The organism is Candidatus Aquicultor sp. (assembly GCA_036504445.1).
Classification (GTDB): domain Bacteria; phylum Actinomycetota; class Aquicultoria; order Aquicultorales; family Aquicultoraceae; genus DASXVE01.
On record DASXVE010000017.1, the window covers coordinates 60,415 to 79,610 of the forward strand.

Annotated in this window: 15 protein-coding genes and 1 tRNA gene; 13 read left to right on the forward strand and 3 right to left on the reverse strand. The window is 47.3% G+C overall.

What is annotated here, in order from left to right:
• Positions 1 to 484: 484 nt before the first annotated feature.
• From VGK02_04070 to VGK02_04085, 4 genes are read left to right on the forward strand one after another with little or no spacing between them, the layout of a single operon-like run.
• Positions 485 to 2,386, forward strand: coding sequence for a DUF294 nucleotidyltransferase-like domain-containing protein (locus VGK02_04070; protein HEY3374225.1), 1,902 nt, complete (start codon positions 485 to 487; stop codon positions 2,384 to 2,386).
• Positions 2,387 to 2,412: 26 nt separating this feature from the next.
• Entirely contained in the window at positions 2,413 to 3,126 is a 714-nt protein-coding gene (locus VGK02_04075; protein ID HEY3374226.1) for a 3'-5' exonuclease, read from the forward strand.
• Between the two features lie 43 nt (positions 3,127 to 3,169).
• The gene (locus VGK02_04080; GenBank protein ID HEY3374227.1) at positions 3,170 to 3,502 is read left to right on the forward strand and encodes a DUF485 domain-containing protein; all 333 of its coding nucleotides are present in this window, start codon (positions 3,170 to 3,172) and stop codon (positions 3,500 to 3,502) included.
• A gap of 4 nt (positions 3,503 to 3,506) precedes the next feature.
• Positions 3,507 to 5,120 carry a sodium/solute symporter gene (locus VGK02_04085; protein ID HEY3374228.1) on the forward strand — a complete coding sequence of 538 codons (1,614 nt, stop codon included), beginning with the start codon at positions 3,507 to 3,509 and terminating at the stop codon, positions 5,118 to 5,120.
• A gap of 146 nt (positions 5,121 to 5,266) precedes the next feature.
• Here VGK02_04085 and VGK02_04090 read toward each other — a convergent pair whose 3' ends face one another.
• The 3 genes from VGK02_04090 to galT all read right to left on the reverse strand — a co-directional run bounded on the left by VGK02_04090 (position 5,267) and on the right by galT (position 9,393).
• Positions 5,267 to 6,820, reverse strand: coding sequence for a trehalose-6-phosphate synthase (locus tag VGK02_04090; protein ID HEY3374229.1), 1,554 nt, complete (start codon positions 6,818 to 6,820; stop codon positions 5,267 to 5,269).
• A 154-nt stretch (positions 6,821 to 6,974) separates the two neighbouring features.
• Positions 6,975 to 8,231 carry a glycosyltransferase gene (locus VGK02_04095; protein ID HEY3374230.1) on the reverse strand — a complete coding sequence of 419 codons (1,257 nt, stop codon included), beginning with the start codon at positions 8,229 to 8,231 and terminating at the stop codon, positions 6,975 to 6,977.
• 166 nt (positions 8,232 to 8,397) lie between these two features.
• Positions 8,398 to 9,393 (reverse strand): galactose-1-phosphate uridylyltransferase, encoded by a 996-nt coding sequence (gene galT, locus VGK02_04100; protein ID HEY3374231.1) that lies wholly within the window; start codon positions 9,391 to 9,393, stop codon positions 8,398 to 8,400.
• 415 nt (positions 9,394 to 9,808) lie between these two features.
• Here galT and VGK02_04105 point away from each other — a divergent pair, with 415 nt between their 5' ends.
• The 9 genes from VGK02_04105 to VGK02_04145 all read left to right on the forward strand — a co-directional run.
• Positions 9,809 to 13,942 carry a GAF domain-containing protein gene (locus tag VGK02_04105; GenBank protein HEY3374232.1) on the forward strand — a complete coding sequence of 1,378 codons (4,134 nt, stop codon included), beginning with the start codon at positions 9,809 to 9,811 and terminating at the stop codon, positions 13,940 to 13,942.
• A gap of 192 nt (positions 13,943 to 14,134) precedes the next feature.
• Complete coding sequence (locus VGK02_04110; GenBank protein ID HEY3374233.1) at positions 14,135 to 15,187, forward strand: glucosyl-3-phosphoglycerate synthase; 1,053 nt, start codon at positions 14,135 to 14,137, stop codon at positions 15,185 to 15,187.
• Positions 15,188 to 15,368: 181 nt separating this feature from the next.
• A tRNA-Pro gene (locus VGK02_04115) sits at positions 15,369 to 15,442 on the forward strand.
• A 275-nt stretch (positions 15,443 to 15,717) separates the two neighbouring features.
• A complete protein-coding gene (locus VGK02_04120) occupies positions 15,718 to 16,119 on the forward strand; it encodes a LuxR C-terminal-related transcriptional regulator (protein HEY3374234.1) in 402 nt (133 codons plus the stop codon).
• A gap of 350 nt (positions 16,120 to 16,469) precedes the next feature.
• On the forward strand, positions 16,470 to 17,087 hold the full coding sequence (locus tag VGK02_04125) for an amidase domain-containing protein (GenBank protein ID HEY3374235.1): 618 nt from the start codon (positions 16,470 to 16,472) through the stop codon (positions 17,085 to 17,087).
• 9 nt (positions 17,088 to 17,096) lie between these two features.
• Complete coding sequence (locus VGK02_04130) at positions 17,097 to 17,768, forward strand: hypothetical protein (GenBank protein HEY3374236.1); 672 nt, start codon at positions 17,097 to 17,099, stop codon at positions 17,766 to 17,768.
• A 234-nt stretch (positions 17,769 to 18,002) separates the two neighbouring features.
• Positions 18,003 to 18,476 (forward strand): hypothetical protein, encoded by a 474-nt coding sequence (locus tag VGK02_04135; protein HEY3374237.1) that lies wholly within the window; start codon positions 18,003 to 18,005, stop codon positions 18,474 to 18,476.
• A gap of 166 nt (positions 18,477 to 18,642) precedes the next feature.
• Positions 18,643 to 18,936 (forward strand): transposase, encoded by a 294-nt coding sequence (locus VGK02_04140; protein HEY3374238.1) that lies wholly within the window; start codon positions 18,643 to 18,645, stop codon positions 18,934 to 18,936.
• Between the two features lie 26 nt (positions 18,937 to 18,962).
• Positions 18,963 to 19,196: IS3 family transposase (locus VGK02_04145; protein HEY3374239.1), on the forward strand; the 234-nt coding region annotated here is incomplete at its 3' end.

The window sequence follows — 19,196 nt, forward strand, 5'->3', positions numbered from 1 at the left end:
CACTCGCCGGAAAAAAGTTAGCAGGTAGAGCGTAAATGCCTACAATGTGAACTAGTGAAGGAATATTTATGAACTTCTGGAGGTGCAATAATGTCTGAGCTAGAGGTATTGTACTATATCGTCTTTGGTGTCATATCGTTGGCCCTGTTATGGGCGGCGGCACTTTCCATTGCATCCTTTATGGATTCACGCATGGGACGATAAGGAAAGTTCGATCAGCACGCTCATGTTCGTATACCTGAACCGGTATACGGCTCAGAATTAACCGCAAACGATATTGAGCCCGCTCACCTGTCTGCGTCACCTCAGTCGGCGAATCAAAGTGACCTTTAACTTCTAAATCACACCGCTAGCGAGATTTTTGTAATGATGTATAAAACCCCAGGGTAGACTTGTAGATAGGAAACAGGGAGACGAAGGTTTTTAATAATCCTTCTAAAAAGTTAGTAGCTCAAAAAGTTAGTAGCTGAAGGTGTGGGGATAATTGGTTACCAACGAAGTTGTTGAATTTTTAGGACAAGTGGCGCCGTTTAAATTCTTAGATACGAAAGTGTTGAGAGCGGCTGCAAAGAAAGTTCTTATGGAGTTTTATCCGAAGGGCTCGTTGATATTGGCTCAGTCGGATCCAAGCCCATACCTGTATGTAATCAAAAAGGGTGGCGTCAAGGTGTTTATCAAGTCGGGAAGTGAAGAGGTAATTGTAGACTACAGGAGCGAAGGCGATAGCTTTGGCTTTATATCGCTCTATAGCGGCGAGCGTTCCCGCACGAACATCGTCGCTATAGATGATACGATATGTTACCTGATCGATAAAGAGACGTTTAACAAGCTAAAAGACGCTAACCCTGCGTTTGCGGAGTTCTTCCTCGAATCGTATCTCAATAAGTACTCGGGTCGGGCGTTTGTTGAAATGTACCAGAAAGATATTATCTGCAGAGCCGGCATGTCGTCGCACCCGGCGGTTACGGTCGGCGATATAGTATCACGGAAAACTATTACCGCGCCTCCTGAGATATCGATTCAAGCCGCTGCGCGCACGATGAGTGAGTACAATATCAGCTCGCTTGTCGTCGTTAACAATGACGGATACCCGGTTGGTATTGTCACCGACCGTGACCTGAGAGACAAGGTTATCGCCAAAGGTAAAGATATGCGTCAACCGGTAGGCGATGTTATGAGCACCGATCTCCGAACCGTCCAAGCTAAAGACTACAGCTTTGAGGCGCTGCTTAAAATGATCCGCCACAATATTCATCACCTTCTTGTTATGGATGGAGAGAAGCTAAAAGGCATGCTGACCAACCACGATCTAATGATGCTGAGCGGTACGTCTCCGGTTACGATTGCGCGGGAGATTGAGAGCGTGGAATCGATTGACGAGCTCTACGTTATGAACTGCGAGATCAACCAGCTCGTAACCATGCTTATCAAGGAAGGGACACATGCATCGGACATCGCGCGAATCATCAGCGAGCTTAACGACCGGCTGGTAAAGAAAGTCATTGAGATCGAGCTTAAAGAGCTCGGTAAGCCGCCGGTGCCGTTTTGCTGGGTTGTTTTCGGCAGTGAAGGCCGTAAGGAGCAAACCTGCAAAACCGACCAGGACAATGCGCTGATTTATGCCGATCCGGCGAGCAAAGAGCAAGAAGTAGAAGTGATGTATTATTTCGCCGAACTAAGCCGGCGCGTGAATGACGGGTTAATCAAGAGCGGTTTCCCGCCGTGCCCGGCCAACTATATGGCGAGCAATCCAAAGTGGTGCCAGCCGCTACACGTGTGGAAACGCTATTTTACCGACTGGATTACCTCGGCTATACCGGAGGCACTTTTACTGTCGACGATATTCTTCGATTTCAGACCGGTGGATGGCGACTTCGACCTTGCCGAAGAGTTGCGGGCGCATCTAACGCATACGTTGGGCAAAGAAAACTTCTTCCTGACGCAAATGTCGTCAATGATCGGGTCGACGAGGCCGCCGCTTGGTTTCTTTAAATCATTTGTCGTTGAGAAGAGCGGCGAACATAAAAACCATCTCAATCTCAAGACCAGTGGCTTAGCGCTCCTTGTTGATATAATACGGCTCTTTAGCCTTGAAAAAGGTGTAAAAGAAACAGCGACGCTGGACCGCATAATAGCATTACAGGGTAGGCATGAGATGCTGGATGAATACAGCCATGAGCTTAAGGAATCATTTGAATTCTTAATGCTGCTGCGCCTCGTCCACCAATACGAGCAGTGCAGACTGGGCGAAGAGATCGACAACTTTATCGATCCGAACAAGCTAAGTCTTATTGAAAAACAGACGCTTAAAGAAGTGTTCTATCTAATTTCAAAACTTCAAGATCAAATCGAGCAACGTTATCGACTGGGGGCGGTGTCACGGTGAACATTTTTAGCTGGGCGAAAGAAAACATGTCAAAGAAAGCGGACGAGGGTTTGTTCAGCGCAATGTCGGAGCAAAGCGGCAGTTACGATTCGAGCAGCCAACGTAGTATCGAGCAGGCGAAGTTCGTAATTTTAGATACCGAGCTAACGGGTCTTAATGGAAGATCCGACTCAATTGTTTCGGTAGGGGCGCTTAAGATGGTTGGCAAGCGCATCCATACAGGCGATATATTTTACCGGTTGGTCAGGCCCGAGACAGAGCTTACAGGAAAATCGATCATTATTCACGGCATAACACCAGCGGATGTTGAGAGCGAACCTGACATTGAAGCGATAATGCCGGATCTACTCGAATTCGTACAAGGCAGCATCTTAGTCGGCTATTGTCCGCAGATCGATCTGGAGTTTCTTAACAAAGAAATACAGCGGCTGTATGGAAGGATGCTGGATAACCAGGTAATCGACGTGCTTACGGTATACAGGTGGGTAGGCCGTCGGATGCTCGGAGATTCGGTTTGCCAACCATTGAGCCTTTATGAAATCGCGCGGAATTTTGATATTGCACCTAAAGGTTCGCACAACGCGCTCATGGATGCTTTTATCACAGCACAGGTTTTCCAGAGGTTGCTGCACATCCTTTCAGATCTAGGAATTGAGAAAACAAGCGAGCTTTACAACATTAGTAATCCATCGAAGGTAGGTGATGCGCTTAGATACTATGCCGGAACAGGTAATATGTAAATCTCAATTTGAAAGTACGTTTATGGAAAAGGGGGTTTTCAATATGGCTATGCAAGCAACGGATAGTGTAAAGGCGGTTCACGAACATGATAAGTACGCTCAGGACATAAATTTCCAACAACTGATATCGACTCGGAAAAAGGTCGCTAGTGTGCTTACTGCGCTGACCCTAGTCACATATTTTACGTTCATTCTTCTTATGGCATTTGGTAAGGAAATCTTGAGTGCGACAATCGCTCCTAACATCACGATCGGTATACCGATCGGGGCGGCGGTTATCGTTATTTCATGGTTGCTCACGTTCACCTACGCAAACTGGGCTAATAAGAAGTATGACCCATTGGTTGAAGAAGTAAAGGAAAGGATGGGAGGTTAAGGTCATGCAAACTACATTAGGGCAAACGAATCCAATCGCAATAGGTTTTTTTCTCTTCTTCGTTCTGATAACGCTCGGTATTACATACTGGGCGGCTAAGAAGACGAAAAGCGCAAAAGAGTTCTATGCAGCGGGCAGAAACATAACCGCGGGACAAAACGGCCTCGCCCTCGCCGGAGACTATATGAGCGCCGCGTCCTTCTTAGGTATCGCGGGTATGGTTTCGCTCAGCGGTTTTGACGGTTTAATTTACGCAATCGGTTTCCTCGTTGGATGGCCGATCGTTATGTTCCTTATCGCTGAGCCACTCCGTAACCTGGGCAAGTATACATTTGCCGATGTCGTTGCCGACAGGCTAAAACAAGGTCCGGTGAGGACGGCGGCCGCTGTGTCGTCGGTTGTAGTTGTCACCATCTATCTTATACCACAAATGGTGGGATCGGGCACGCTCATTACAATGCTCCTGGGTTTGCCGTATGAGGCCGCTATCGTTCTTGTGGGCGCACTTATGATTGCATATGTACTCTTTGGCGGAATGCTTTCAACAACGTGGGTTCAGATTATTAAAGCCGGACTGTTGCTCATCGGAACAACGGTTCTTTCAATCATGGTGCTGTCCCACTTCCATTTCAGCTTGAGCGATTTCTTTGGGGCTGCGATAGCCAAGGTCAATTCGCTCACAAAGGGCACGTCGGAAGCCGGTACCGGGTTCAAAATGTTGGAACCGGGCAAGCTTCTCGCGAAGCCGATCGATACGATTTCGTTGAGCCTTGCGCTCATGTTCGGTACGGCCGGTCTGCCCCATATCCTGATGAGGTTCTATACGGTGCCGGATACAAAAGCGGCGCGCAACTCCGTTAATTACGGAACGGCCTGGATCGGGTATTTCTATATCCTTACCTTTATCATGGGCTTTGGCGCAGCGTCGCTCGTCGGCAAGACGATCATCACGAACTTCGACAAGAAGGGTAATATGGCGGCACCGCTTCTTGCGGAAGCACTCGGGGGCCCGGTTTTCCTCGGGTTTATCTCGGCGGTTGCGTTTGCAACAATTCTCGCGGTTGTGTCGGGCCTGGCGCTTTCCGGCGCATCGGCTTTCTCACACGACCTCTATGCGAACGTGTTTAGGAAAGGTAAAACGACTGAGAAGGATGAGATGCGGGTCGCAAAGATAGCGACGGTTTGCTTCGGAATCGTTGCGGTCGCTCTCGGTATCCTCTTTAAAGGTCAGAACGTGGCGTACATGGTCGGTCTCGCGTTTGCGGTCGCCGCAAGCGCGAACTTCCCGGCAATCCTTATGTCGATTTATTGGAAGAAGTTCTCGACAGCGGGTGCGGTTGCGAGTATCTGGACGGGCCTCATTCTCTCGGTCGGACTTATTATTCTAAGCCCGACGGTCTGGGGTGAGGTTCTCGGACATATGACGACCACGATGGTGGCAGGCGTTGCTACGCCGACGCCTATCGGTATCTTCCCGCTTAACAACCCGGCGATTATTTCCATCCCGGCATCGTTCATCGTCGGCATCGTGTTCTCTCTGGTTGGCCAGGAGAAAGAAGCGGAAGCTAAATACAGTAGTAAGTTGGCAAGACTCTACGCTGGGGTCGGCGCGGAGTAAGCCTGTAAGGGCAATAAGCAAGACGACGTAAGTGTAAGGGGCGGGTATATACCCGCCCCTTACACGTTTTGCATAAGTATATAGATGCTGCTCCGGTAGCTCCCGGTTATGTTGGAATTTTAGAGCGGACGCTTTATGAACCTGTTCTACACGAGGGAATCAGTACTCAGTTCGATGTCTTGGGCGAGGGTTACCACGCGCTTTTTCTCGAGGGCTATGATATCCTTGATCTGGTAATAGAGCCATTTAACCGAGTTGTTTTTCAAAACGATCTCTTTAAGATGTGACGCCCGGTTGTGCCGTTCGGCTTCCGACATCATAAGTGCCTCATATAGCGCATTTGCCGTCTCTTCGACATCGAATGGGTTTACTATCAGTCCGGCACCGCTCAACTCGGACACGGCACCGGCGTTCTCTGAAAGCACCAAGACGCCGTTTCGTTTGTTTACAACGGGGCCTTCTTTGGCTACGAGATTCATCCCGTCGAATATCGGGTTTACGAGCAATACATCATAGCACGTGAGCGCCGCTACGGATTCCGGATAGTTATCTTGAATGCGCAGGCGAATGGGCTGCCACGAGTCGGTTTTATGCCGCTCATTTATGCCGCGAACCGTTTCCTCAATGGCTACTTTGTACTCCTGATATTCTCGAATGCTCTCGCGTGTGGGGTAGAGAAACGCCAGGAATGTTACCTTACCTTTAAGCTCAGGATGTTTTCTCAGAAGCGTATCGTAGCCATAAAAGCCCCTGATGATATTTTTAGACGGGTCGCTCCTATCGGTTCGCACGATGAGCCGCATTCCGCTGTTATCGTTGTTGATTTGTTGCTCATACAACTTGACGTCATCGCGTTCGCTCATGGCGCTAAGACCCTGGTGATCGATCGATATCGGGTATGTGCGAACTTGAACTTCGCGATTTTGCCACCTCACCGTACGTTTGCGCCAGTTAATGGTGCAGCCGAGAAGCGCCTCACAGCAGAGCAGAAAGTTCCCGGCATAGTGGCGAGATTGGAAACCGACAATATCGTTTGCCAGCATGCCCTGTAGCAGCTGCCTGCGCATTTCAAACGGCAGAACGCTCATATAGTTCGGTTCCGGCCATGGGATATGCGTAAAATGGAAGAGAAACGGCCTATCGGTGAGCTCGCGTATATATTGGGCTGCCACGAACAAGTGGTAATCTTGCAGCATGATAATTGGATTCGATACCCCAGCGCTTGCTTTGGCCGCCGCCTCAGCAAACAATTTGTTCGCAACAAGGTAACCGTTATGCCATGCGTCGTAGACATTAGAGCCGATCGACGGATGATTCGATAGATCCCACAGGTAATGGTGGATGAACCACAGCAGTGGATTACTGATTACGTTGTAGTAATCGTTGTAAACATCGCGGGGGATATCGACCAGGTTGATATCGTAAAGCGGATTATCCGACGGAAATGCAATCGAATTATTGTCGCGCGCAAGATCGCACTCAATATCGGTCATTGCTGCCGATATCCAAGTTGCTTGCGTTGCTTCGCTGATAGCGGTCATGGCGGTTACCAGACCGCCGCCGCCTCTGCGTGTCTCAACGGCACCGCTTTCGTTGCGACAAAACTCAACAGGACCTCTATTGGAAACAAGTATGATTGATCGATCCTTAAGGAGTCTCTTAAGGTTCGGCATCCTGTGCTTCACACTGTTTTTTGGCAAGCCTCTCTCCTTCGATTAGAAAAAGATATCGTTTGCCAATAACGATATCAACTTACAGTATTTAGTAAATGGGCGCATAAGCTGTTTATACTATACTATATGCGCCCAGTTGATATACCCATTATTTAAATTATGCGTCCAATAATCTACCAGCTTATGTTGAGACCGGCTCGTACAGATAATTGAAGAGCTCCATGTAATCAGCAACCTGTCGCGGGCTTAAGAAGTTCTGCCGCACGTACTCCCGGCCGTATTCACCCATTTCCCAAGCAAGTTCCCGGTTTTTTAGTAGTTCGATTGCGCGGAGCGCGCACTCACGGGAATTGTTAATTAGGTAACCGTTCTTACCGTTTATTACCTGAAGCGGGATACCGCCGACGTCACCGGCAATAACCGGTTTTCTCTTCCAAAGACCTTCGCTTACTACCAGCCCAAAGCCTTCGCGGGTCGATTTTTGAATGATAATATCGGATGCCCGCTGGAATGCATTTACCTCGAGATTGCCAACGCCTCGCAGGTTGGAAAGCAGGTGAATGTCTTCATCGCTGCCGGCATGGCGCGCCGTTTTCTCATAGTAGTGAAAGCCTTCAGGGTCATCGGTTGCCATCGATGCGACCATTAACAATTGCAATTCAGGGAATTCCTCTTTAACAATGCGGTAAGCATCGATAACGCCGAGCGGGTCCTTCCACGGATCGAACCGTGAAACCTGCGTCATAATCGGCCGATCCGGGTCGATATTATATCTGTGCAATACACCCTCGATAGTCGGCCGGTCGATCTCCATGTTCTTAGGGCTTAACGGGTCGATCGTCGGCGGAACAATCGCAATTTTATTGCACATAAAGTCGTCTTTTACATATTGCGGCATGGTGAAGACCGCCGCATCGTATTGCTCGAGGTAGGGGCGTAAGAACTCCCATATCGACGGACGGGCGGCCGTCAAGTCTATGTGGCATCGCCAAATCCAACGCCCGGTCTTCTTTCCCAATGCGTCGATGTATGGCAGCATTGCCGCAGGCTGAGGATCGTGGACCATAACGATATCATATGAGCCGTCGAATAGTTGAGCGTTATGCTCGTTTTGCTTGAGATACATCTCTATCATCTCAGGCGTTGTTGGGATATCCATACCTTGAAGAGCATTATGGAAGAGCTTTGTTACGGTGAAGAAATCTTCGCTCCCCGGGATAACCTGCCAATCGACATCAAGACCGACGTCCCGCATCAGCGGTATCAGCGTGTAGAGGAGTTCAGCGACACCACCACCGAACGCTGTGGAATTGATATTAAGAATGCGTGCGCCCTTCATGTCCTTGCCGAGTTGGCGGACTTTCTCAAGAATCTCCTCATCAACTATATTCTCATAATCCCTGAGCGATTTTACTTCTACCGGAACGGAAGTCAGCATAGCATCAAACTCCTTGTTAAAACTTTATTCCCAACAGAAATGATGAAAAAACTACATCAAAAGCTACAGAATATACTTTTCGCAACTTTGTGAGTATTACGCATCAAATTATAGGGCTATCGAAAAAAGATTCAAGACGTGGACCACGAAATTGCATCGCCTGTTTCTAGATACTGACATCTTTTAGGAATTGTGCCGATTGCTCGGGGATAGTTATGTTAATACACATATCTGTGCCAAGTTCAAAACCAGCCGCGAGCGTAAGTCGCGGAATTATTACCATATGCCAATGATATGATGCGAGGCTCAAGTAGCCCGGTGGGCTTGTATGCAAAAAAGCGTTATAGGGTGGATCATCGAGGCCAAAGAAGAAACGGCGCAAGGTACGGCGGAGAAGCGCAGCGAATTCGTTCTGTTCATCATCAGATAAGGTTTCGAAAGTAGCGCGGTGGTCGACCGGTGTTACCCAGGTTTCAAAGGGGAGCGACGCAGCATACGGTACAAGTGCGATAAAATTGTCCGTTTGCTCGACAACACGAATCTTTTTATCGATCTCCGATGCAATGATATCGCAGTAAATGCACCGGCTGTGACTGTTATGATAATCGGCAGAGCCGATAAGCTCTGCGTGAGGCTTCGGTGGTACCACTGGCAGCGCAAAGAGCTGTGAGTGAGAGTGCTCAAGCGATGCCCCCGCCGCTTCCCCATGGTTGATTATAATCTGAACATATCGAATGAATTCCTGCTTTTTGTAATATTGATAGCGCATCTTATATGCCCGGATCACCTCCACCGTCTGGCTTTCAGGGTATGTTGCAAGGCTAAGGACGTGATTTGGACCGTGGATGATGACCTCATGCGCACCTTGAGCGACCATACTGCGATATAGCCCATCAACAGTTTCGCTTAAGTGCCCAAAAGAGAACGCCGGAAACTTGTTGGGTACAACACGTACAGTCCAACCGGGAGAATCCGCCACTATACCGGTCGGGCGAAATGCCAGTACTTCAGGCGGGGTCATCGCTTCATTTCCGTATTCGAACGGGCAAATAACGGGTGCTTTACCGGACGGTCTTTTTGCAAAGTCATCCGGTCGTTTAGCGCGTTCCGTAGCAATAACCGTCCAGCGCTTTGTAACCGGGTCTTGTCGTAATTCAGGCATCGTATCCCCTTTGAAAGAAACGGGTTAGCGATACGTGCAAGCAAGCCGTTGTTATACGGACTTTGTAGTGTATAAATTTTGTATCGCTTTACATTGCGGTCATGCAGCACGTTTGCCCAAATTCTCGTGCGCCGTGGACAGCATTATTTTATATATTTTCTTTGTTATTCCCAGACGGATATTTTATTATGTAGTCTATGGAACGTCTGTTAAACCCTGCGAACGCCGAAATATCATTGCAATACATAAGAGCTGTTAAAAACCGAAAAACGTGAAAGTTTTCGGTTTTTGTGTTTATTAGGTGAAAACTATGGGTAAAAAAAATGTTGGTGCTCACAGCGACCGCATATTTATTTAGCTAGCAAGCAATGACTTAGAAAGTAATCCAGTATGAATTAAACCAGGAGGCCCAAAAGTGACAAGCAACGAACGGAATTCACTCATCGAAGAGCTTGCGAGTTACGATCCTGAGCGTTTACAGGATGACCATTCATGGCAACGAGCGTGCGTCGGTTTTGTTCAAGCCAGCTTCGACATGGGGCATGACGTGCGAGATGCTTTGCAGTCGGTTCTTGAGCCACTGGCAATATTGACGCGCGCCAGAGCGGGCATAGTATTAGTGCGGCACGAGGATGAATTACTTGTAGAGTTAAAGAGCACCGGGTTTCATAGCGAGCACCCGATTATCCTTACCCCTGATGTCGATATACCTTCGACCTTATTAAACCTTCTACCACCAGAGATAACCTTTGACGAGCGCGGTTTTTGCGTAATCGATTTTGGGACGAAAGAAACGGTAAGCGGCGTGTTGGCTCTGTATGCGCCGGAATGGCGCGATGGCAATGTGCGGCCTGATGCCTTGTTTGAGATTATAAAAGTGCATATTTCGCTCAGCATAAATCGTCTGATGATCCTCGATATCGCGAGGAGGCGTGATATTCTCGCCAAAGCGAGCCTGGTGCAGCTCGGTAAAGCAATGGGAAGTACGCTTGATATAAAACACCTGGCTAGGCAAATAACGCAGGCGGCCATGGCTATTGTCGAAGCGGATTTATGCGATATTTTGCTCTTAAAGGACGGCACGCTTGAGTTTCAGGTTGCCTCCGGTTTTAATAAAATATTCAAAGGCTTCGGTAACGTCCCGCTAAGGAAAGACCCGGCGGCCGGTATTATCGAGCACGGCCGGCCGTTGGTTATTTCGAATATACGCTCAAAGAGCCGCTTTCACGAGCGGCCTTGGCTCAACCGCGAACAGTTCAATTCATATATTGCGGTGCCGATAAAGCAAGACGACCAGATTATCGGTGTACTTGAAGCGTTTAGCCGCAATGCTTCCAAGTTTAGCAGAGACGACCTCAAGATCTTCCAGTCGCTCGCCGGACCGATTGCGGCGTCTCTTCAAAGCATACGGTTTTTTGAAGAGACCAAGCAAAAAGTCGAGAAACTACACATCTTGCATACACACATCTCAAGAATTGTCGCCGAACAAGATATCGGTAAAATGATGAAAGAAATCGTGGACGCCGCGCGGGCAGCGGTTGGGTCGCTCATGGCGGCAGCTGCTCTATACAACCCTGCGACCGGCCAATTTGAATACCGAACATCAAATATCGATCCCATTCTCGGTGAGCGCGAACCGATCTCGGTCGAGCGAGAGGTAAAAGAACGAAACGAAGATGAGGTTTCGTATACCGAAGATGCGTATGCTGAGATTTTGCACACAGGCACAGCGTTGCGGCTCGATGATATAAGATTCCATAACGAAAAAAGGATGAAGCGGCCGAATGATGTGCCGCTTCGCGGCTTCTTGGGTGTGCCGCTTATCGATCAAGGGAAAACCCCGTGTGGAATTGTCATGGCGAGCTTTAAGCAGGACGGAACGCTGTTTACAGAAGCCGATGAAGAGATTCTTACCACGCTTGCTAACCAGGCATCGATCGCTATCCAAAATGCATTCTTATATCAGCAGCTCGAACATCGTGCCAAAAGCTTAAAGAACCTGTTCGATGTGAGCCAAATGATTAGTGCAACCTACGATAGCAAGAAAATTCAAAAAGCCGTAATTGATACGGTGTCGAAGCTGTTTGACGTGAAATCTGCGTGTATCGCTCTATACCAAGAGGACGAGGACTGTTTTGTGATCTCTGAGTGTATTGTCGATGGCATCGAGCAGGTTCCGGACAAGAAGCTTATCGTTGAGAAAGAGCTGCTCAGCAAGCTTACGCAGGAGCGAAACCCGATCATGGCAAAGCATGCCGACATAGATGATAAACTAAAGCTCGACGATACACCGATCGGCGTATATTTTGATTCGTTTTATGGGATACCGCTCGTAGCCCAGAATAATGTTATAGGTTTGCTCGGCGTCTCTGCCGATTGGGTAACCGATAGTGGTAAAACCGCTGATGACCGCGAGATTCTGCAAATATTTGCAAACAAAGCGGCAATCGCCATGGAAACATCACGGTTATATGAAGAGGCGCTCACCAAGGCAGAGAATTTGGCGGCAACGCTCGAAGTTTCGAAGGTTATAACCGGCGAGATCAATATGGCTCAGATATGCGAGCACATCACCCGGGCTGTGGACGATATGCTCGGCATCAAGCACGGCTGCATATTCTTGGTTAATCGAGCGACAAGGGAGCTCGAGCCCACATACCAGTGGGGTTTAGACGGCTCTGCCGCCGATGCGGTCAAAGAGGAAGGCAGCCTTATCCAAAAGGCATTCGATACCGAACAGCAGGTTGTAATACGCGGCTTCAACGTAGATGAATATCCCCGCAAGGAGGTTACCGACGCCGATGGCACGCTACGATCAGGGGTGATTATACCGCTTGTCGCTAAAGGAAAAGCTCGCGGCATTATGACGCTTTTCTCTCGTGAGCCCGACTTCTTCGATGACGATAGAATGTCGGTTATTAATATCTTTACGAATCAATTTGCGGTTGCCATCCGCAACAACCAGCTCTACGCGCGCGTTATCGAAGAGGAAGTCGGACGGCAAAAAGCCGAACTGTCGGTAGAGCTTCTTGAAGAGAAGGCCAAAAGCGCGGTCATCATCGAGCGCACAGCAGACGGTATCTTTATGGTTGACCCGGATAAACGGATACAAGTATTTAATCCTGCGCTGGAGAAGATAACGGGGCGAAAAGCGGCTCAAGTTGTAGGCAAGGCTTGCAGCGACGTATTCAAAGATATTCTTTTAGAGGGTACGCTCTGCAAAACGTGTCCTTTATGTACAGGTTCGGATCGTCCGGTTGAACGAGTTAAAGCGCACATACGGCCAAAAAACGGAGAGACGAAATATATTGAGATAAATCATTCGCTCGTCGATCACGGTGGAAAGAAAGGGCTCATTGGAACGCTGAGAGACATAACAAAGGACCATGAACTGGAGGTATACCACCACGACTTGCGCATTGCAACCGAGGTGCAGCAAAACATTTTACCGAGCAAGAAACCGGATATTAAAGGGCTCGATATAGGGTTTCTGTGTAAACCCGCTAAACAAATCGGCGGCGATTACTTCGACTTCATACCAATCGATAATGATAAACACGGAATCGCTATTGGAGACGTTGCTGGAAAGAGCTTGCCCGCGGCGCTTCTCGTATCGATGCATAAATATATCCTGCGCTCGGCTGCAGCAGATACGAATTCGGTCATATCGCCCCTCAGAGCGCTCAATCAGATTCTCTGGGAAGATACCGCCCCAGAGGTCTTCGTTACAACCATATACGGCATTTTTGATTCATCAAATTCGACGTTTGTCTACGCAAACGCCGGTCACCTGCCGCCGCTTCTCTATAGCGGTGGAACTACTAAGTACCTCTGGACACCGCAAACGCCACTCGGCATCCAGGAAAACCTTTTTATCGAGCAGCAACAAGTTCGCCTGAAAACCGGTGATGTGCTGGTCCTTCTAAGCGACGGCGTTACCGATCTGCGTAACAAGAAGCGCGAGTGCTTTGGATTCCAGCGACTTCGCAAGCTGGTAAAACAATACGCACATCTGAGTGCGCAAGAACTTGCCGATCTCATCTTTTACACGACTGTAAACTATTCAACCGGTGAGCTTGTCGATGATTTTACGATTGTTGTATTAAAATGCACGCACGAAGGCATCCGTACGTCTGAAAAAGAAATGGTAATCGCCAATAAGCCGATTGCCGTCAATGACGTGCGCCGGTTCGTTTCAACGCAGCTGAAGAGCGCTCATATTGCAAAGCATGATATATCCGATATTCTTGTTGCGGTGTGTGAGGCGGTCACCAACAGCGTTATGCACGGCCAATCACCGGACGGCGAAAACAACAATATTCAAATAAAGATGGACTTAAAAGGCGATGCGTTCACGATAAAAATCACAGACAGCGGAATCGGCTATAATCCTGATCTTGCTACCTGGCGCCCGCCGGATATTGTTAGGGATAGAGGACGAGGCATATTCCTGATGCAAGAGCTCATGGATGATGTCGGGTTTGAAGCGGGCGATAGAGGCTCAACGGTGACCCTCGTAAAAAAAATGCGCCGTGAAAAAAGCCGCTAGATAACCCAAAACACTAGTTACTTGCAGTATAATATGGGTATATACTTCGCATACTACCTCAGATAACGTATGTTGGCCGACCAATCATAGGTTGCAATAAACATCCATTACGTCGCATGCGCATGTACCAGGTATTGTAGCAAGCAAGCCACCGGTTTAAAACCGGAGGATGAGCGTAAAGGAGAAGCAAGAGTGGCAAAATCGCCGTCCGTTGACGCATGGTTTGCAAAAAATACGTTTCATGCAGATGAGTTTAATGATGTTGAAGAGCTTGTCGAGCTAAAACAGGCGCAGGGCATCTCGATAAGCTTGGGGTTACCGACGCTCAATGAGGCCGAAACCATCGGAAACGTTATCGATATTATTAAGGCCAGCCTTTTTGATAACTTTCCCTTACTCGACGAGATTTCGGTTATCGACAGCGACTCGACCGATTGCACGGTCGCCATTGCCGAGAGCTACGGCGTTGCGGTTATCAACGATTATGAGGTTTTGCCTGAGTGGGGTGCAAATGCCGGCAAGGGGGCGGCGCTCTGGAAAAGCCTAATTGAGCTTAAGGGCGATATTATCGTTTGGGTGGATACCGACATTAAGAACATCCACCCGCGTTTTGTGTACGGCCTGGTAGGGCCGCTTCTGAAGTATCCGCACCTCAAATATACTAAAGGGTTTTATAAGCGTCCGCTTAGTATCGGCGACCGCTATATAGAAACCGGGGGAGGGCGGGTAACCGAGCTAACCGCACGGCCTCTCTTAAATATGTTTTACCCGGAGCTCTCAGGGCTCGTGCAGCCGCTCTCCGGAGAGTATGCAGGCCGACGCGAACTGCTTGAGAGGATCGGCTTCTTTAACGGCTACGGTGTTGAGATAGGCCACCTCATAGATATCGTGGAGCAATTTGGCCTCGATGTAATCGCGCAAGTCGACCTTATCGAGCGCGTGCATCGCAATCAGTCTTTAACGAGTTTAAGCAAAATGGCCTTTGCAATTCTCCAGGTCGTGATGGATAGCCTCGAGAAAAAGGGTGCAATAGAGCTTGTTCAGGAGATGAATCACACGATCCGCCTCGCAAACCAAGAGCAGGGCAGATTCTACTTGGAACCGAGAACCATCCACGAATTAAAAAAGCCGCCGATGATAACGCTGCAGGAATACTGTAGGAAGTTCGGTAAGGCTGTGAGCTTTACAGATAACCTCTTACCATTTGACGATGACATTTCGCCCGAGTTTACGCCGAGCATGTAACGGGTTGATTGGCTAGTTAGTACGGCAAGAACTATGGCGGAAGCTTTAATAAGCGAAACGCAAAATGATAGTGCCTGTCTTGACGGATTAGACGGCGCATAAGATAAAGATGACGGCTAGGATGTGGCTGTTGGAGAAACTGGATTATTTGGTATAATAGCTATGCAAATTTCATAACATTCGGGGCGTAGCGCAGTTTGGTAGCGCACACGGCTGGGGGCCGTGTGGTCGCAGGTTCAAATCCTGTCGCCCCGACAAACCTGGTAGAATCTGGCACTGTAAAGCCATAATCTTTTTACTTTGATCTTATGAATTCAAATATCGTAAGGTGTTTTAGGTTAGAATTTTGGTCAACTAGATATGAGTCTATATATTTCTTATCCGTCAATACCTTTTTAGACACGAAATTTACCTTTTTAGACATATGTTGTTGTAATATGACGTAACAAGCTATAGGCTTGAATAGTCGATTATAGGATAGATGCTATCCCTGTCAACATTGGCAAGGCTGCTAATAAAGGTAGGCCAATATGAAAAAAGCCCTTACGTGTAGACAGATGGAGATACTTGAGCTGTTGTGCCAAGGGCTAACTATCGATACTATTGCGCAAGACTTGAACATTTCTAAGTACACGGTACGCCGCCATTTATCATCAGTTTATGAAAAGCTAAATGCTCGAAACCAAGTCCAAGCGGTTGCCTTATATCTTGGAAGCTTACTTCAAATCGAAAGCAAATCCTACATACTTGCAAATACGAGTAAAAAAGGGCAGGCGATACATTATTTATCTAATAAAGAAAAAATCATTTATGCCCTTGCGGCGCAAAGCCTTGCCCCAAAGCAAATAGCTGCTATTATCGAGGTTTCGCCTTCCACAGTAAGAAATCATATGGTACGTATTAGACGTAAGTTACCCCTCGATCCTGCTTAAACAGAGCCTACGCTTAGACAAGCTTGGTTAATGTGAGGTATATACCATACATATGTTATAGCCTATTGTATAGTCGTACCATTAATACAGTATTTATTACAATTGCTTATTTACCCATAGATAAAGTCCGAAAGATCTGCAATATGTACACCATGCTTTTAGATACTAAAAAGGGTTAGCAGCTGTCCGAAGCAACATAGATAATTGCTGGGCCAAACAAAAAACCAGGGGTGTTCATGGCAAATCGTCTGAAGGAGAAATCAGTTATCGGTTTAGAGGGTGAGCCATATAAATGTTCGATAATGCCAATCGAAGCACCTCAAATCTAAATCACAAGAAAGGGTGGTAATATGTTCAGATTCGCTAAAGTTTCGGTTTGCGCAGTTCTAATTCTGAGCGTCATACTGAGCTCGGGCATTGCATTTGCATTTGACGGACCTGGAGCAGCATACTACGCAGATGTATACGCGACATCAAGAAATGCATCTTATCCAAGTTTTCCTTCCGACTGCGCAAATTTTGTATCACAAGCGCTGCATACGCGAACAGGTAGCATGGGAGGTAATTATCCGTTTAGATGGAGTGGGAATTTACCATGGTATTGCTATAAGTCATCAAGCGGATGGCAATATAGCACAGCTTGGGTAAGAGCAAATACGCTCCGCAATTTTTTGCTTGCCGATATTCCAGGTGGCTATGATTGGGGAACTTACGCGCCACAACAATCTAACACAAATGTTGCCTCATTAGGTGATGCAATATTTTATGATTGGTCAGGAGATGGGATATGGGATCATGCTGCAATTGAGGTGGCTTACTCAGGTCGCGATCCAAACAGTGGCTATTCTGGTGATTTAATTGATCAGCATACATATGACCGGTATCACGCGATTTGGAATCTTTGGCCGTACAACGATAGCCGTTGGACAACAAAGATCAATATCATGCATGTAGATTCTGCAAACTAGGAGGTTGAAATGAGGCTCTTAAAATATGCTGGTGCCCTTGCCACTCTGGCTGTCATGCTTTTTGCCACCTTGCTATTCATAAGCGCACCCAGAGAGGGCAAAGCAGCTGGAGATAAGAAGATGTTTACAATCTCCAAACCGGGAATCGGGACACTGCAAATTGAGGGTAGAAAAGATACGGCTGTCCCAGATGATCCAAACCCACTTATCTATGACCCTAATCCGAGGGAATGGGCTGGAGACGATGATCAAATTAGTGTAATAGAGAACGCTATAAGAGAAGCACTGCAGACAGAGCGAGATGCAGTAAAGTATGCGAACAAAAATAAGGCAATGGAATTTAAGCAAAATGTGCTTGCAAAACATTTTAGCGCAAAGACCAAGGAGCTGAAAAAAAGGCAAGATTATATAGATACAAATAACTCGATGAGTGATAACAGCGGGATTGTGGTTGCCGATAGCAAAATCACAAAGGTGGAATTTAAGGGTGTATCGGTAAACGGGAACAAAGCAACGGCTGTTGTCGATGTCTGGACGCAGACGAGATATGAGAATTCAAAAAACGCTATGATTGCTGAGCCTGCTAATGCCCGGCAACATACAATAGAATTAGAACAAGAAAATGGTAATTGGCTAATCGTGAGCGACAATTGGGTGTTTATCCCAGGGTACGAACCCTAAGAAAACCGCATAAACGTGCATGCCTTTTTGGCGGTGCGAGTAGACTACAGGAAACCGTAGGTACTGACAGCGACTGTCAGTACCTACGGTGATTTCATGCAGGCATCAAAGTACTCGCCATTGCTTAAGCAGGGAGCCCAGTACTTTATACGGCTACCAAAAGTATTACTACATAGTGTACGATTATTAAATAAAACAACGCTTTGATAATGTTAAAGGAAGATTGGCAAGTATATGGGTAAAACGATTTCGTCTAGGTACCATGAGACAGCGACTGCATTTATCGGTAGCATGATTCTTATATTATCGCTGTTCTTTGGCGTCTTACTTAATACCATAATTAATCTCAATGATATGTGGCCGAATAGCGTTTTATGGTTGAAGCTGATCAATCCTTCGACCATAACTATTGTATCAGCAGCCTTAGGATCTCTTCTTGATGGATTATTTATCGGGCGTAACGTAAGACGAAGAGCCGCTACATACGGGTTTCTATCGGTTTTGTTTGTTATAATAATTGAAGTAGCTATCAACACACCGCAAGAAATGTTTATTGCCACTAGCTATACGCACGATTGGCATTCGCTCCATATCGCCCTGTTCGAAAAAACACATGGGTTTTATACTGCACAAATATCTTGGTTTCTTGAATTAATCTGCATGCAAATAGGCGTTTATGCTGGAGGAAGGCTTAAAGATAAAGTATAGGTACGCTATGTCACTTAACCACATACCAACTCTAATAGATGGTTATTATTCTTGTTAACGTAAGTATTTAGACAGTTTTGTAATGGATATGAGCCCGCCAGCTTGAACCAGTAGCTAAGAGTGGATGGCAACCTGTAAAATCAAGGCAGTGAAAGGAATGGTTGCCATGGGAAGAACCCGAAAGAAGTACTCAGGTAAGTTCAAACTGCAAATCGTACTCGAGGCCATCTCGGGCGAGCACACCACCGCAGAGATCGCGCGCAGCTATGACGTTAACCCCAACTTGATCGGAAGATGGAAACAAGAGTTCATCGATAAGGGGCATGAAGTGTTCGATACCCCAACGGCTGAGAACAACCCGTATAAGAAAATCGAAGAGTTGGAGAAGATCATCGGCAGGCTCACCGTTGAGCTGGAACTAGCAAAAAACTATTTGCGGCACTACTCCTGCCGCTCATAGTAAAGATGGAGCTTATCAAAGAATATATGCAAGAGTATGGACTCAACCGGTGCTTGTCCGTCTTGGGGGTAGCCAAGAGCACGTATTATTACCAGTTAAAGCGAGACAAGCCGCTGTCAAAGTACGAGCACTTAAGGGCAACGATTATTAAGATCATCGATGAGAACCCGGCGTATGGGTACAGACGGATCAAACACGAGCTTTTAGGCCTAGGTATCGTGCTGAACCACAAACCGTTAAGAAAGTTGCTCAAAGCCTGG